Here is a 15067-nt window from a genome sequence, read left to right on the forward strand (position 1 = left end):
TATTTGACGGTGTAATAATACTTAAATGATATTAATGATTGAACTTGGTGGTTAAGTGCAGGGACTTACAGCTGTTTTTCTATTTGCATTGGTATCGATCTATTCGATGCATATGCCTGCAACCGCGGCTAAGTTAACAGCCCAAGAAGAGGCGACACAACAAACCAGCTTAACATTAGAGCAATGTAAAGCCCGTATAAAACAGATTTCCCCTCAAGCCAGCCTGAGCTTTTGCAGCCAACAGCTCAAAATATTAGATATTGATAAATACCCCATCATCGCCGCCAAGTTACAACTTATCTTATATGATATTAACCAAGAGTTAGGTGACAAAGTCGCTGCGGAACAAATGCTTGATGACGTTAAAAATAGCGCTACTTTTACTCAAAATATCGAAATTCAATATCTTTGGTTACGTAAGAAAGCCGCTGAAAAACTTTATAGAAAGTCCTATCAAGAAGCTAAAACCTTATTTGAACAAGCTTTTAGCATTGCTAAAGCCCAAGAGTCTGAAATTTGGCTGGCGAAAAGCTATAACGATTTAGCACTAACTGAACAGTATTTGAATCAATATGACAAAGCATTAAGTTACTACCAGAAGAGTTTAGCGATTAAAGAGGCGTTAGGTAATGACTTTTATACTGCGATAACCCTCAACAATCTTGGTTTGATCTATAAAAAGCTCGAAAAATTTAAAGAGTCACAGCGCTATTTTGAACTATCACTTAAACATTATTTACGCTACACCACTCATAATGTAGATCTTCATGTTATCGGTTATATGTCACATCTCTACGGAAATCTTGCTGAGATATATAATATAAACAATGAATTCAATAAGAAAAATTTCTACAGTAATAAGGTCATCGAAGCGTACAACGATAACCTTGTCGGTGACGACAGGCTTTCTGCGCTAATTAATGTCGCGACGATCCATATCAATGCCAATGAATTTACTCCAGCCCTAAATGTCGCCGACACATTATCGGAATATTTAACCCGCGACGACCATTCGTTTCATGATGTAATTTTCTATTTAAAAGCCCAAATAGCCACACATCAAAAAGATGCGACTCAAGCCATAAAATTTATTGAAAGTGCAATGGACTATAGCGACACGAAACAAGACTCATTGCAAAAAATGAACATTTATCACTATGCTAGCGAATTATATTATGACAATGGCCGCCCCTACGAGTCTCTGGTTTATCTAAAGAAATATCAACAGTTACACGAAGCCTTATTGGAAAAAAAATACAGTGAGAACATTACAGTCATTCAAAGCGACATAGAGAATGAACGCGTGCAACGAGCATTAGCAGAAGAGCAAGTTGCCAGTCAGCAGAAGAGCCAAAAAATAGATAAGCTACTTAATTTAATCCTTGGCATTACCAGTATTGGCTTGTTAATTGGCTTTATTGTGAGCTTTTATATTTATAGAAAACGTAAAACCCAGCAGCATTTAATGACCATAATCGAGTCGCATAAACAGCAATTATTTTTATTATCTAATGACGATATAACAGAACAAGACGACACCCAACAGCAGGCAACTTTGCCATTGTCACCGTCAGAATTAACGGCTTCATTTGCTGAGTTATTAGTGAATACGATGATTGATTGCATCAGTATTTGGGAGAAAAGCACTAAAACGAATAAAGTAGAATTAGCCGACAGAAGCCAAATTTGGACGATATCTATCGATTCCGGCCGTCTAAGAACACGCTCTTTAGATAAATACCTACACGTAAAAAAATTACCTGATAATCCACGGTGGCGTAATGTGGTTAAAACATGTCACTTCATCTTGTCTGAGTGCAACTTGTCTAACGATGATAGAACATTATTGACCTCGCACCTTGACCAAATTATGCAAGTGATCAAGAGCGAGTCTTTAGGCGTAACGTAATTGACTAATTTTGCGGCTTACCCACCTTTTTTAAGTAATGGTTGCTGTAGTTTTATCTCGCGAACACTGTCTCTTACTACTGGCTTAAGTACATTTTTATACACACAACTAAACGTTAATCCTTCAGTCAATCGGTAATCACTTTGTTGTGCTGTCGCAGGATTAATCCCCACTAAAAAGCTATTAGGTGCAATAAACTTAGGCATTAGATTATTATTTTGATCTTTGATATTAATCGAAGCATAAGCATTACACATCGACACAGCCACAAGCCCTGCAATATTGATTCGATTTGTTACGCTATTAAGATCGGGTGAATTAACATTATTGTCTTGTAGCTTCGTGAATGGGTCTATCACGCCATGAAAGCCCCCTAAATCATCTATTTCGACTTCCGGTTGCAGAAGCTGACGAGTGTTCATCGATTGTGACGCAGCAACATGATCATTATGTAATGTCAGTTGTTTACTCATCATCCATTTTTCAATATCAAAGTACTGAGCACGATAATGATACTGTTTAATCATATCCATCTCGCTCAGTTCAAAAGTGATTTCGGTTTTAAGCGCGGCACTGACAGGCGTGAGTTCATTAAATGCAAGTTGGTGCGCAGATGCGCTACCAGCACAACTAAGCAGAGTGACTAGGGGTAATATGTATTTCATAAAATATCCTTTTTGAATGAATGCATCAACTTAGACGCTATGCATTTCCATTTTTATAGTCCACTAAATACTAGGGTAAATTTGGGTAAAACACAAAACGCCCCCTTTTTAACCCTCTAACTTTGCTGACTTTTTTATCTTAACTGTTAGTTTTAAATCAGCTTAAGTCATTAAGCATGCTTCAACATTTTACTAACCAGAATAAGGAAAGTCAGGATGAGTATACTCAAAAAAACATTAATCAGTATGTGTCTAATGAGTGCATCAACAATAGTTTGTGCAACCCCAATAACCGCTAACGTCACAGCAGATAACGATTTCATTGTGGTACATTCACCAGGTAATGGTAGTACACCTACAGTGGTTTACCGTGGGGCCAATGGCAGTAATTGGAAAAAGATAGAATCATTCAAGTTTGATATCGACAACTCAGCACAATCACTAGAAACCTGTTCAGTGAGTGTTATTGCGTGGGGGGATGGTGCAGTATCCCAAGGTATGGCAGCCATCTTTAAGGGTGATAATACTATTTATACAGGCTCTGGGCACTTTAAGGCATATCAATCAACGACTCCCTCGTCCGGTTGGGCACAAACTGGAGGGCCTAATGCAAGTCAAATTAATGCATTAATTGCAGGTTCTTTAGCTAATGGCCAATCGCCTTACCTGTTGCCTGGTTCTGTAGCAGGAGGCACCTCACCCTGGGGAACCATGAACTTCCCTCTCGCCAGTAATGTTAATGCGAATAATTTCCGCTGGGCTTGGTCGACAAGTAATTTAGCCAAAAAAACCTATTCTGTATTCACCGCAGCCTGTGGGGATATCGTTGACGCTGGTGCAGTCCATATGCCTGGAGAACACTTCCAATGTTATGGCGTGCAGAAAGGAGATGCCCTTCGCGAAGAAACTATTATGATAGAAGATCAGTTTGGTAAAACGCGTGCAGTTTTGGGTAAGCCAGTATTGTTATGTAACCCTTCAAGCAAGATCCACAACGACAAGATGTATAAAGTTCAAAATGAAAAGCGCCATATGGTTTGTTATGACTTAATCAAGCACAGCAAAGTGGGAAACTACAATCTAGAAATCAACAACCAGTTTGCACCTGATCAGATAGTCAATGATCAACGTGAGTTGTTCTGTGTTCCTTCGAGTAAAAAACACTTAAAGCCAGTAAAACCAGGAAAACCCGGTAAGCCGTTCCCAAGAGAAATGAAAAGAGCAGAAATAAAACCATTAAAGCAACTATAAACCTACATTGATAAAGGGTTATACATAGTCAGTGAGTCCCTTCACTGACTATTTTTTATTGGTGAAAAATAACAAAAATACAAAATACGTTCTTGCGCATAGAAATCTACACGCCCATCTCAACCGCTTTTTTAGGAGTAAAGCTACTGCCTACTGATGCGATAATCACCAAACCAATGGCGGACCATTGTAATAAGGTCAATTGCTCACTTAAAATAATAAAGCCTGCTAATGCCGCAATCGCAGGCTCTAAACTCATTAGCACGCTAAAGGCTTGAGTAGGCATATTACGCAGCGCCACCATTTCTAATGAATATGGTAACGCACTTGATAATACTCCCACTAATAAACCAAGCGGTAAGACTTCCCAACTGATTAACGCTAAACCTTGGCTAACGGCGCCTACAGGCACTAATACAACAGCTGCCACCGTCATCCCGAGGGCAACCGTAATACCGCCAGATGCTTGCTTGCCTGTACGAGTGCCAAATAAAATATACCCAGCCCAACATGCACCCGCCCCCAGAGCCATTAATGCACCAACGACATCAAGCCCTTGCGTACTAGACAAACTGGGCATAAGCAGCAAAATACCCGCAATAGCACAGGCAACCCAAAACAAATCACTTTTACGCTTTGAGCCAAATAATGCCACAGCTAAAGGGCCGGTAAATTCTAGGGCGACGGCAATCCCAAGGGGAATACGTTCGATGGAGAGATAGAATAAAATATTCATCCCGCCCAGGCACAGCCCATAAATAATAATGCTTTGCCAATCTCGGCCCTGAGGTAACGCACGCCAAGGGCGGAACACCAACCACAATACGGCCGCGGCAAAACCTAAACGTAACGCCGTAGTGCCTTCTGGCCCCACGATAGGAAAAAGTTGTTTTGCTAAAGAAGCACCAGATTGAATCGTTACCATTGCCAACAACACACTGCCGACAGCAGTAAGAAGTACACGATTGATTTGCATAGAAAAAACCTAAAGATGAAAAACGCAATAACGGCATTCTACATGAGCACGTTAAAACCGAGCAGTATTAAATATCAACATGCACAGAAGTCATACCATTAAGCAATTAATCCTATGCCTGTGCGATACTTTTTATAAAGTCGATTTTGCTGTTCGTGGTTGCACCATTATTGTCATAACCACAGATATGATAACCACTGGCAATAAGCATATGTAACATGTTGGGAAACTGATTCATGGACTTAACTTTAATCGCTTTAAACCCATGGGTAACAGCCCAAGACTCTTGCAACTGACGTAATTGAGAGGCGACTTTCATTTCTCGGTGTTGTGGTGCAACACCGCCAAGCCAACTGTAAAACTCATCATGATTGAGCGAGTAGCCCACTTTAAAACCTATGGGCGTTGTATCGCATTTAGCCACTAAAATTAAACTGTTTTTACCCGTAAGACGCTCGGCTATTGTGGTTGCCGTGATGCTATTGTCAAACTCAGGCACTAATCTAAGTACCGCGACAATATCGCCTACCGTACCTTCAACAAACTGATAAGCCATAATGCCCTCTCTTTAATTCACCAACCAACTATGCAATAACCGACCAGGCATAACGGCAAACGTGCCCGCAACGATTAACCCACCACAATACAAAATAATCATGCTGCGCTTATGACCATTAACATTACCTTTTTTAATATATATACCCAAACAACCTGAAGATGCTCGATTTCAGCAAGAATTTACACGCGTTTAGGCAAGGCATTGATTGCGGGGAATGGTTGTTCCCTTTCCAAAATCAATAACACAGCATAAACGCGTGTAAAACTTGCCCTTTGGGAGTTTCACCGTGTTTCCACTACGTTGTTGCGCTAATTTATAAGGTGCCTACATTACCGCATTAACGCGCCTAGTATTGAAAACACGGTGAAGCTCTGAAACACGTATCTTCAAGTTGATTGGGTATAAATACCCTGCAGGTACCGCGTAAAGTGTCAGTAAACTGAGTAAATGAATATAACCAAAATGATTAAAAAATAACGTACCTATTTGTGCTGGCATCAATAAAGACACAATGGCGGTAAACAACATTAATAGCATATAAATTTTGCCTAATGCTTTATGTCTAGGTGTACCTTTTCGAACCATCAGCAAATAGGTACCAATGAAAAATGCTGGAACGACTGTGACTAAATGCAGATAAGATAAGTGACTGTAATCCATATATTACTCTCTGTTAACAACACTAATGCTTGTTAAATTTATGTGTAATGCTATACCGCGCGGTCATCATGATGCGGTTAACATTAATCCCAACATACCAAGACAAAAACCAAAAACGGCTCCCATTGGCGGTGCCCAACGTTTTGCTAATTTTACCTGAGGAGCTAAATCTTGAAATATGGAGTAAAGAATGCCGCCCGAGGCGAAAAGCATCACAGCTGAAATAATTTGTGGGGATTCTGATAACCACAAATAACCACACATTGCAGCGATAGGGCCTAACACAGCCATCAAACAAAACATGATTATAATTTTTTGAGGCTGATATGCAGAAGAGGCATTTAATTCTCGGTAGGCATTAAACCCTTCCGGCACATTCTGTAACGCGATTAACGCCGCCAGTAAAAATGCAGTGTTGCTTCCGGTTGCGAAAGCCGCACCTAGCGCGATAGATTCAGGAATAAAATCTGACAGCATTGCAGCAAGTTGAGTGGCAGGGGTATCAATTTTATTAAGGTAAATATCAAGGGCCATGAAGCTAAGCCCGCCGACCATAAACCAAATGCATGCAGCTGATGGATTAAGATGTGCGAGCCCTTCTGGCACCAACACTAAAGCAACAGCAGATAATAATGCTCCACCTCCAAATGCCATGACACTGTGCCTGAACTCTTGTTCAACCCACTCATTACCTACTTTTTCAAAGCGGGCAATAAAGGCGCCTAAAGGCATAGCCAAACCAGCAAGCAATGTTGATGCTATAACGGTTAGCAGCAAAGACATGATTTAATCCTTTAAAGCGTAAAAAGCTGTTATAACCAACAATAACAGGTCATCACCATGAAATAATGAGACTATTTCTGGAGATGACAAACATAATGAACATCTTAATCACTTTGGCTAGGTTATATGTGTATTATTTACCCAGCGCTTGATGAAATGCCTTAATAAAGCCATTATAATCTTCAATTTGCGGCATATGACCTACCCCTTCAAGCTCAATTAAGGTTGAACCTTTAATTAACTTATGAGCATTAACGCCAAGCTTTTTGTAATCACCTAAGGTTCTGGTTACACCTTCTTTTAACCAACCACGACCAGGTCCGGTTTGATCTCGAGTGCCTATAATCAGTACCGTTTCACTGGTTATTTGCGAAAATCTATCGACAACGTTTTCTGAGAATATTGGCCCATAAGTGAGGGCATTATTCCAAGCAACAATAGGCCAATCATCGCCTGCTAACATCCCTTGCATGGGTACTAATAATTTCTCGTATTCATCAGACCACTTACCGTCGTAATAATTGGCTTTTTGGTAGTTTCTTGCTTTATCGACGCTTGCGGCTAGCTCATTTTTATAGAAAAAGTTAACGTCTTTAAATTGCACATATCGACTGTAATCTTCTAAGCCAATCGGGTTAATCAAAATGAGCTTATTAACTGCGCTTGGGTAATTAACCGCAAATGTTGTCGCTAACATGCCGCCCATAGAGTGGCCTACAAGATCAAACGTGTTGATGTGTAAGCTGTCTAATAACGATTTAGTATTTAAGGCTAATTGACCAAAACTGTATTGATAAAACTCAGGCTTGGTTGATTTACCAAAGCCAATTTGATCAGGAATAATCACTCTGTAGCCATTAGCTAATAGATCGTTTGCAACCTGTTCCCAGTAGTAGCCGGAAAAGTTTTTGCCATGTAACAGCACGATCACTTTCTTTGCGTCTATAGCGCCCACATCCATATAGCGCATCGCTAAATCTTTGCTTTGTGAGTTAAAATTAAACGTCTGCACTTCAAATGGATAGTCAAATCCGTCCAACTCTTTATTGTATTTAACAGGTTCTGCGGCAAATACAGGTGCTAACACCGTAAATAGGCTCAATAATACTAAATAAAAACGCTTCATCTTTATCTCACTCAAAGAAATAATACATCAATAAAAACTCAAAGTAGCAGTCACTTACATCTATTACAACATCGTTTTATTCATCTGTTGAACTACATTTCTTGGCGAACTTGGCCATAAGCTAACATTGCAAATAAGCCGGTACCGCCAATAATGTTACCCAATAACGTAGGACCAATATGATGAGACCATGCCGTGAAAAAACTTAACTCGCCATTGAGCACTAAGGTAAATATTTCATTAGAGCCCGCAATAACATGAGTAAACTCGCCTGCGGCAATTAACCAGGTAAACATGATTATCACCAGCAACTCAGACCCTTTTGCAGAAGGGAGCATCCACACCAAGGCAGCAATAAAAAATCCAGCCGGAATACCACGCAATAACGATTCGGATGGCGTTAGCTCCGCCACATGGCGCGATATCTGTAATATCGCGCTAAATATATCTTCCGTTAATATTCCACCATGCACCACCATAGCAGCAGTAAAGAATGTGCCGACAAAATTAGCTCCTAGCACCACAGTCCATAAACGCGCAGTGCACGCTAGGCTTTTTTTAGAAGGGTTTGCCAATAACGGTAAAATCACGGTAATGGTATTTTCGGTAAATAATTGCAGCCTGGCTAAAATCACCAAAACAAAACCAAAGGTATAACCCAGGCTTTCAATCAACGATAGATAAGGATGATCGCTACCAAGATTGCTACGGATAACTGCTTCTGCTAATACCGAAGATGAAATACCGATACCGGCAGCAATACCTGACCACCATAGAGACAGCATCGGCCGCTCTAACTCTTCCTGTCCTTCCCTGAGTATGATTGAGTACACGGTTAACGAAGAAAGGCTGCTATTTTCAGCTACGGCTTCACGCTCGGAGTCAGTTAAGGCGATTTCTGATGTGGTAGCTTCGTGCTCCCGCGTTTCGCGTTTAACCGCTTTGTGGTTAGAGTGCATATTCGACGTTGCCGCAAGGTGCTTATCAGATTGAGTGGGTCCATTTTGTGTCATATTGCTATCCTTTTCGGCGATAAACGTAAGACTTGCTGAACGTTCAATATTGTTCTATCCGCTAAGTCCAACAGGTGCTGCGATGGCGCTTAATTCACATTTTTAGGTAATAAGTTGTAAGCATTCCTGACAGTATCATAACCATATTGCCGCTCTAACTTACGGACTATAAAGTGGCCTCTGGCCATGTCTTGAAAATGATCAATAAACAAAGTATTAATGATGGCTCCACCCGCGGCGCCAATGGCTGGTATGGCTTGAGCAGCGGCTTTTTGGGTGACTTGCACGCCAAATTTTTCAGCGATATTACTGACGAGTTTAACGAGAAGAGGCGCCGCTTCGTCTGTTACGCCTTTTTTAACCATAAACTCAGCCGCTTCAGACACCGATTTAGCCAGAGCAGCTCTTACCGCAAAATAACCTGATTCACTGTTGTCGTCTAAATCGCTCGCGCCGCCTAAAGCAAACACTTCTAGACAAGCCATTTTAGTGTCTAACGAGGTAATTAACTCACCTTCACTGCGGGCAATATCGGCAATAGATCGCAACATAATAGAAGTTGAAACTGGAAGTTCAACTGCAATCGCAGCTAAACCAAAAAAACCACCCATACCACCACTCACCGCAACACCCAGTTTATGCCAGCGATTAGATGACGCTTCTCCAGGAATGTCTTTCATCGTAAAAATAGCGGCTTCTGAGGCTTTCATTAACGACTTTTCAGTCACTTTAGCGATATTTCTATTCCAGTTGTCTGGCAATAACGCTAAGCCCTTTTCAATCGGCGTACCGATAAAATTCGTTATTTTGACCGCCAAGCCAGGGTTTTCTAATAATGATTTGGCCATTGCCAACTCTTTTTGATGTGACGCTGAAATATTCACTTATTCCCCTTAGCAATAAATCAATTCACTCCAACAGAGCTTTCCCTGACCAACTTTACACATCCAAACGCATTAGAAGCATAAGCTATCTGACAACTTCAATTTTAACCTCAATGACCCCTGCCGAAATATTGCCGATACTACTGAATGCCGATTTGGAGAGGTCGATAATCCGCCCTTTTACAAAAGGACCGCGATCATTAATATTAACGATAACACTTTTACCATTGGCAGTATTCGTGACTTTAACATGCGCACCAAAGGGTAACGTTTTATGGGCAGCAGTTTTAAGGTTGTGTTGGTATAAATCGCCATTGGCGGTTTTATTATTTTGATGACGATCTGAATAATATGAAGCTTGACCGTACTCAGTAAAACCTATTCGATCACCACTATCTGACTGGATTGTAGAACAGCCAACCAGAAGTAATGAAAATAAAGATAGGAGTAATATTCGAGAAATGGTAACCATGTTTTATCTTATTGTGTGTTCACATAACGAGCCAACGCTATCACTCGCTTTGTCGTGTCATTATGTGATGAACAGTAACCGACTTTGAATAGTGATTCAAATTAAACTCTTCATGAGACTTATACTGATACCCCAATAAAAAACACCTTGCGAGTTAGCCCCACAAGGTGTTTTAGATTAACAATAGTCTGGTGAATTCACACCGCTACAGCTGAGTTACTCTTTGTATTTTAGGGTGCCATCGGCTTTGATTTCGTCGTACCACAAATTGTGGTGCTGCGAAGCCCAGTTTTCGTCACAATAGCCCGATACCATACACTCCATACCGCCTTCGCTGAGTACAGTCGCCATCCAAATGTGCACGATGGTAAACGCAATTAAAATAACGGCACTCACCCCATGTACAAGTAAAGCGATCATAGATAACTCGCGTGGCAAGTCGAGCGTAGGGAACACTAGCATGACCCCTGTTGCGCTAATGCTAAGACCAAAAATAGCTAAGGTCCAGAACCACATTTTTTCACCCGCGTTAGCAAAACCACTGTCTGGGTGTTTGCCTTTAAACGGGCCAAAGTTAATGTAGCCACCGACCACTAAAAACCATTTAAAATCGTACATTTTAAAGGTTTGTAACGGCATCCACTTGATTACACATAATAGCCAAGACACCATAAAAATAGGTCCAGACCAGTCATGGGTAAACTTACAGAAGGCGATAATACCTGCCCAAATGCCGTCACCGACATAAGGAGCAAGGAAATGCCGCCCAAGCATAATGACCAAACCCGTTAACATAAGCGTTAGGCAAGAGATTGCCATAACCCAATGCAACCAGAGGTCAGCTTTGCTCCAACGAAGTACCATTTTACCTGAAAAGCCTTTACTCAGTTTGGATGGACCATTAACGAAGTAAAACACTAAAAAGGCAGCAAAAACGCCGACTATAGCTAAGCCTAGTGCGGGTTTTAAGTAAGTATTTCGTAGTATCTTACCTTCATTGCCTGCGACATTGATAAGTACATCAGCATCTAAGCCTTTGTCTGTACTGTATCCCGGTTCGCCGGCTTTAACTGCGCGCCAGAGATCTGCATCGCTGGTTTTAGACTTTGCTTGTTGTTGGCTAGATTGTTCATCCGCGGCATACACCGGTGATGTAACCAACCCCAATCCCATACACAGAACCAACAGAGCAAACATCCTGCGCAGTGATTTGTTTAACGTTAAAGTTAACATTGTCACTCCTTATATGGCTGCGAACTTAATCGCAGCACATGCTCTGGTTAGATCATTTCGCCGGTTTTAGGGTTGTAGCCCCAAATCACATTTGGATTACCGCGTGATGCCATACGTTGACGGTAAATGTCAGACACAATGCCTGCATCGCCCGCAAGTAACGCTTTGGTTGAACACAACTCGGCACACATAGGTAATTTACCTTCTGCGATACGGTTAGAACCGTATTTGAGGCGCTCTGCTTCTGAATGATCTTCTTCAGGGCCACCTGCACAGAAAGTACATTTATCCATTTTGCCACGGCTACCAAATGCAGTCTTTTTAGGGAACTGCGGTGCACCAAACGGACAAGCATAGAAACAGTAACCACAACCGATACAAGTATCTTTGTTGTGTAGCACTATGCCGTCTTCGGTACGGTAGAAACAGTCTGCAGGGCATACTGCCATACAAGGTGCGTCGGTACAGTGCATACACGCCACTGATATTGATGCTTCTCCTGGTTCACCATCGTGAAGGGTCACCACGCGGCGACGTTGAATACCCCACTCTAAAGCAGAGTCGTTCTCGTTTTTACAAGCTGTGACGCAACCGTTACACTCGATGCAGCGTTTGGTGTCACACAGAAATTTCATGACTGCCATAATGGCTTATCTCCTCATCAAGTGTTTAGGCTTTGCTGATCTGACACAAGCTAGACTTAGCCTCTTGCATCTGAGTCACAATGTCATAGCCATAGGTCATTACGGTGTTAGCGGATTCGCCAATTACGTAAGGTACTGTGCCTTCTGGGTAGTTTTTCTCTAGGCTCTTGCCTTCAAATACACCCGCAAAGTGGTACGGCATAAAACATTCGCCAGCAATAACACGTGGTGTCACCATTGCTTTAACGGTAATTTTTGCCCCTTCTGGACTGTGAACAAACACGTCATCACCATCACGTAAACCGCGATCTGCAGCATCTGCTGGGTTGATCTCGATAAACATTTCTTGCTGTAGTTCTGCAAGCCATGGGTTACAACGTGACTCTTCACCACCACCTTCGTACTCAACCAAACGTCCGGTTGTAACGGCAAGTGGATAGTCGGTAGCAAAATCCTTATCTTGAATGGTTTTATAAAGTGTTGGTAGGCGCGCCACCATACGGTCTTCATACGTTGGGTACTTAGCCACCAAGTCACGACGAGGGGTGTACAGTGGTTCGCGGTGTAATGGAATGTCATCAGGGAAGTTCCATACGATACAACGCGCTTTAGCGTTACCGTAAGGGATACAACCATGCTTAATTGCCACACGTTGAATACCACCAGAAATATCAGTTTTCCAGTTTTGTCCTTCTGCTTTAACTTTTTCTTCAGCAGTTAGATCGTCCCACCAGCCAAGCTGTTTAAGCATGTCGGCAGTAAACTCAGGGTAACCGTCTTGAATTTCAGATCCTTTCGAGAAAGAGCCTTCAGCAAGAATGTTATTGCCTTCATGTTCCACACCATAACGCGCGCGGAAGTTACCACCACCGTCTTTAACTTCACGTCCGGTACGATACAAAATTTGTGTACCTGGATGTTTGTTTTCTGGTGTGCCCCAACATGGCCAAGGTAAACCATAGGTTTCGCCTTTAGCTGGGCCGCCGGGCGCTTCAAGTGAGTTAACGTCGAAAGTACCCCAGTTTTCTTGGTGCATTTTCAAACGCTCTGGGCTTTGACCTGTGTAACCAATGGTCCACATACCCGTGTTAAACTCGCGAGTGATATCTTCAATCAATGGTTCTTCGCCATTGACTTTAATGTGTTTACAGAATTGTTCTGCAACGCCCCATTTTTTGGCCAATTTATACATGATGATATGATCAGGTAATGACTCAAATAATGGTTCGATAACTTGCGAACGCCACTGCAGTGAACGGTTAGACGCAGACACTGAACCATAGGTTTCAAACTGCGTTGATGCTGGTAATAAATACACCCCATCTTGGCGTTCGTGCATCACACCGGCCATGGTTGGGAATGGATCGACAACCACAATTGTATCCATTTTGTTGAGTGCTTCTCGCACTTCACGGCCACGGGTTTCGGTGTTAACTGACTGTCCCCAAAAGAAGCCCAGACGAATATTGTCTTTCTGCGCAATCTTGGTTTTGTCTTCTAACACGCCATCGTGCCAACGTGAACAAGGAATACCTGCTGAGGTTTGTGGGTCTTGACCTAAGTATTGAGCTTGGTCGAAACGACTTTTAATCCAGCTCGGTTCTAAGTCCCATACATTGGCCCAATGGTCCCATGCACCTGACGTTAAACCGTAATAGCCTGGTAAGTTATCAAACAACAAGCCAAAGTCTGTTGCACCCTGTACGTTATCGTGACCACGGAAAATGTTTGTTCCGCCGCCTTCGATACCCATGTTGCCAAGGGCTAGCTGTAAAATACAGTAAGCGCGGGTGTTAGCATTACCAATGTGATGCTGAGTACCGCCCATACACCATACAATGGTGCCTGGCTTAGTTTCAGCCATCATTTTAGCGACGCGATACATTTGTTCTTTTGGCACGCCAGCAACATGTTCAACTTCTTCTGGAGTGTATTTCTTCACTTCTTCTTTAATACGTTCCATGCCGTATACACGTTGAGAAATGAATGAATCATCCTGCCAGCCGTTTTCGAAAATATGCCATAACAAACCATAAATAAATGGAATGTCAGTACCTGGACGAATATGGACATATTCATCAGATTTAGCCGCTGTACGGGTAAAGCGAGGGTCAACGACAATGATTTTAGCGCCGCGCTCTTTACCAATTAAAATGTGTTGCATCGCCACTGGGTGAGCTTCACATGGATTAGAACCAATAAACATCATGCACTTTGAGTTGCGCATGTCATTAAACGAGTTAGTTTGCGCACCGTAGCCCCAAGTGTTTGCAACACCGGCTACCGTGGTAGAGTGACAAATACGAGCAGAGTGATCGACGTTGTTAGTGCCCCACATTGCTGCTAATTTGCGATACATATAAGCTTGTTCGTTTGAAAATTTAGCACTACCCATAAAGTAAACAGAATCAGGACCAGACTCTTGACGAATCGATTCCATTTTGTCGCCTACTTCATTGATGGCTTGATCCCATGATAGACGCTTCCATTTACCACCTTCTAGCTTCATTGGGTATTTTAAGCGTTTTTCACCATGACCATGCTCACGTAATGCAGCACCTTTAGCACAGTGTCCACCTTGGTTAAATGGATGGTCAAACGCAGGTTCTTGCCCTGTCCACACCCCATTTTGTACTTCAGCATAAACACCACAACCAACAGAACAATGCGAACAAATTGTTCTTTTGACTTCTGTAGGCGCGTTATGTGGTACATCTTTGGCTTCTGCTTTACGCATCATACCTGCACCAAGCATTGATGCTGCGGCAATACCACCGGTCGCCAAACTGGCAGACTTTAGGAATTGACGTCGGTTAAGACCTAAGCCGGACGTTGTTTTAGTCTCGACTGTGTCTGATTTGCGGGTTAATCGCATCACACACTCTCCTTTTG

Annotated in this window: 14 protein-coding genes; 2 read left to right on the top strand and 12 right to left on the bottom strand. The window is 42.1% G+C overall.

Annotated elements, in window-relative coordinates; translation table 11 throughout:
* Positions 1-106: 106 nt before the first annotated feature.
* On the top strand, positions 107-1909 hold the full coding sequence (locus AC19MX_RS18280) for a tetratricopeptide repeat protein (RefSeq protein WP_498299360.1): 1803 nt from the start codon (positions 107-109) through the stop codon (positions 1907-1909).
* Between the two features lie 17 nt (positions 1910-1926).
* Here the strand turns inward: AC19MX_RS18280 and AC19MX_RS18285 are convergent, their stop codons facing one another.
* Positions 1927-2574: a hypothetical protein gene (locus tag AC19MX_RS18285; RefSeq protein WP_498299362.1), complete on the bottom strand. Its 648-nt coding sequence runs from the start codon at positions 2572-2574 to the stop codon at positions 1927-1929.
* Between the two features lie 216 nt (positions 2575-2790).
* Here AC19MX_RS18285 and AC19MX_RS18290 point away from each other — a divergent pair, with 216 nt between their 5' ends.
* Complete coding sequence (locus tag AC19MX_RS18290; protein WP_498299364.1) at positions 2791-3825, top strand: DUF7450 family protein; 1035 nt, start codon at positions 2791-2793, stop codon at positions 3823-3825.
* 106 nt (positions 3826-3931) lie between these two features.
* Here the strand turns inward: AC19MX_RS18290 and AC19MX_RS18295 are convergent, their stop codons facing one another.
* From AC19MX_RS18295 to AC19MX_RS18345, 11 genes are all read right to left on the bottom strand, one after another.
* Positions 3932-4801 carry an EamA family transporter gene (locus AC19MX_RS18295; protein ID WP_498299365.1) on the bottom strand — a complete coding sequence of 290 codons (870 nt, stop codon included), beginning with the start codon at positions 4799-4801 and terminating at the stop codon, positions 3932-3934.
* 112 nt (positions 4802-4913) lie between these two features.
* Positions 4914-5357, bottom strand: a complete 444-nt coding sequence (locus tag AC19MX_RS18300) for a GNAT family N-acetyltransferase (RefSeq protein ID WP_498299366.1) — start codon at positions 5355-5357, stop codon at positions 4914-4916.
* Positions 5358-5684: 327 nt separating this feature from the next.
* Complete coding sequence (locus AC19MX_RS18305) at positions 5685-6020, bottom strand: DUF2306 domain-containing protein (RefSeq protein WP_498299367.1); 336 nt, start codon at positions 6018-6020, stop codon at positions 5685-5687.
* Between the two features lie 66 nt (positions 6021-6086).
* Complete coding sequence (locus AC19MX_RS18310) at positions 6087-6803, bottom strand: ZIP family metal transporter (RefSeq protein WP_498299368.1); 717 nt, start codon at positions 6801-6803, stop codon at positions 6087-6089.
* Positions 6804-6936: 133 nt separating this feature from the next.
* On the bottom strand, positions 6937-7929 hold the full coding sequence (locus AC19MX_RS18315; RefSeq protein ID WP_498299369.1) for an alpha/beta fold hydrolase: 993 nt from the start codon (positions 7927-7929) through the stop codon (positions 6937-6939).
* Positions 7930-8021: 92 nt separating this feature from the next.
* Positions 8022-8942 carry a formate/nitrite transporter family protein gene (locus tag AC19MX_RS18320; RefSeq protein WP_498299370.1) on the bottom strand — a complete coding sequence of 307 codons (921 nt, stop codon included), beginning with the start codon at positions 8940-8942 and terminating at the stop codon, positions 8022-8024.
* Between the two features lie 89 nt (positions 8943-9031).
* The gene (locus AC19MX_RS18325; RefSeq protein WP_498299371.1) at positions 9032-9826 is read right to left on the bottom strand and encodes an EcsC family protein; all 795 of its coding nucleotides are present in this window, start codon (positions 9824-9826) and stop codon (positions 9032-9034) included.
* Positions 9827-9911: 85 nt separating this feature from the next.
* The gene (locus AC19MX_RS18330) at positions 9912-10298 is read right to left on the bottom strand and encodes a septal ring lytic transglycosylase RlpA family protein (RefSeq protein WP_432404152.1); all 387 of its coding nucleotides are present in this window, start codon (positions 10296-10298) and stop codon (positions 9912-9914) included.
* A 216-nt stretch (positions 10299-10514) separates the two neighbouring features.
* Positions 10515-11531, bottom strand: a complete 1017-nt coding sequence (locus AC19MX_RS18335) for a formate dehydrogenase subunit gamma (RefSeq protein WP_432404155.1) — start codon at positions 11529-11531, stop codon at positions 10515-10517.
* 47 nt (positions 11532-11578) lie between these two features.
* The gene (gene fdh3B, locus AC19MX_RS18340) at positions 11579-12175 is read right to left on the bottom strand and encodes a formate dehydrogenase FDH3 subunit beta (protein WP_188958678.1); all 597 of its coding nucleotides are present in this window, start codon (positions 12173-12175) and stop codon (positions 11579-11581) included.
* Between the two features lie 25 nt (positions 12176-12200).
* Positions 12201-15050 carry a formate dehydrogenase subunit alpha gene (locus tag AC19MX_RS18345; protein ID WP_432404235.1) on the bottom strand — a complete coding sequence of 950 codons (2850 nt, stop codon included), beginning with the start codon at positions 15048-15050 and terminating at the stop codon, positions 12201-12203.
* Between the last annotated feature and the right edge of the window lie 17 nt (positions 15051-15067).

The organism is Shewanella sp. MF05956 (assembly GCF_059758055.1).

Coding starts and splice junctions, on each gene's coding strand:
- AC19MX_RS18280 (WP_498299360.1), top strand. CDS start 107: ATGCATATGCCTGCAACCGCGGCTAAGTTAACAGCCCAAGAAGAGGCG.
- AC19MX_RS18305 (WP_498299367.1), bottom strand. CDS start 6,020: ATGGATTACAGTCACTTATCTTATCTGCATTTAGTCACAGTCGTTCCA.
- AC19MX_RS18285 (WP_498299362.1), bottom strand. CDS start 2,574: ATGAAATACATATTACCCCTAGTCACTCTGCTTAGTTGTGCTGGTAGC.
- AC19MX_RS18330 (WP_432404152.1), bottom strand. CDS start 10,298: ATGGTTACCATTTCTCGAATATTACTCCTATCTTTATTTTCATTACTT.
- AC19MX_RS18300 (WP_498299366.1), bottom strand. CDS start 5,357: ATGGCTTATCAGTTTGTTGAAGGTACGGTAGGCGATATTGTCGCGGTA.
- AC19MX_RS18320 (WP_498299370.1), bottom strand. CDS start 8,942: ATGACACAAAATGGACCCACTCAATCTGATAAGCACCTTGCGGCAACG.
- AC19MX_RS18345 (WP_432404235.1), bottom strand. CDS start 15,050: ATGCGATTAACCCGCAAATCAGACACAGTCGAGACTAAAACAACGTCC.
- AC19MX_RS18315 (WP_498299369.1), bottom strand. CDS start 7,929: ATGAAGCGTTTTTATTTAGTATTATTGAGCCTATTTACGGTGTTAGCA.
- AC19MX_RS18310 (WP_498299368.1), bottom strand. CDS start 6,803: ATGTCTTTGCTGCTAACCGTTATAGCATCAACATTGCTTGCTGGTTTG.
- AC19MX_RS18295 (WP_498299365.1), bottom strand. CDS start 4,801: ATGCAAATCAATCGTGTACTTCTTACTGCTGTCGGCAGTGTGTTGTTG.
- AC19MX_RS18335 (WP_432404155.1), bottom strand. CDS start 11,531: ATGTTAACTTTAACGTTAAACAAATCACTGCGCAGGATGTTTGCTCTG.
- fdh3B (WP_188958678.1), bottom strand. CDS start 12,175: ATGGCAGTCATGAAATTTCTGTGTGACACCAAACGCTGCATCGAGTGT.
- AC19MX_RS18290 (WP_498299364.1), top strand. CDS start 2,791: ATGAGTATACTCAAAAAAACATTAATCAGTATGTGTCTAATGAGTGCA.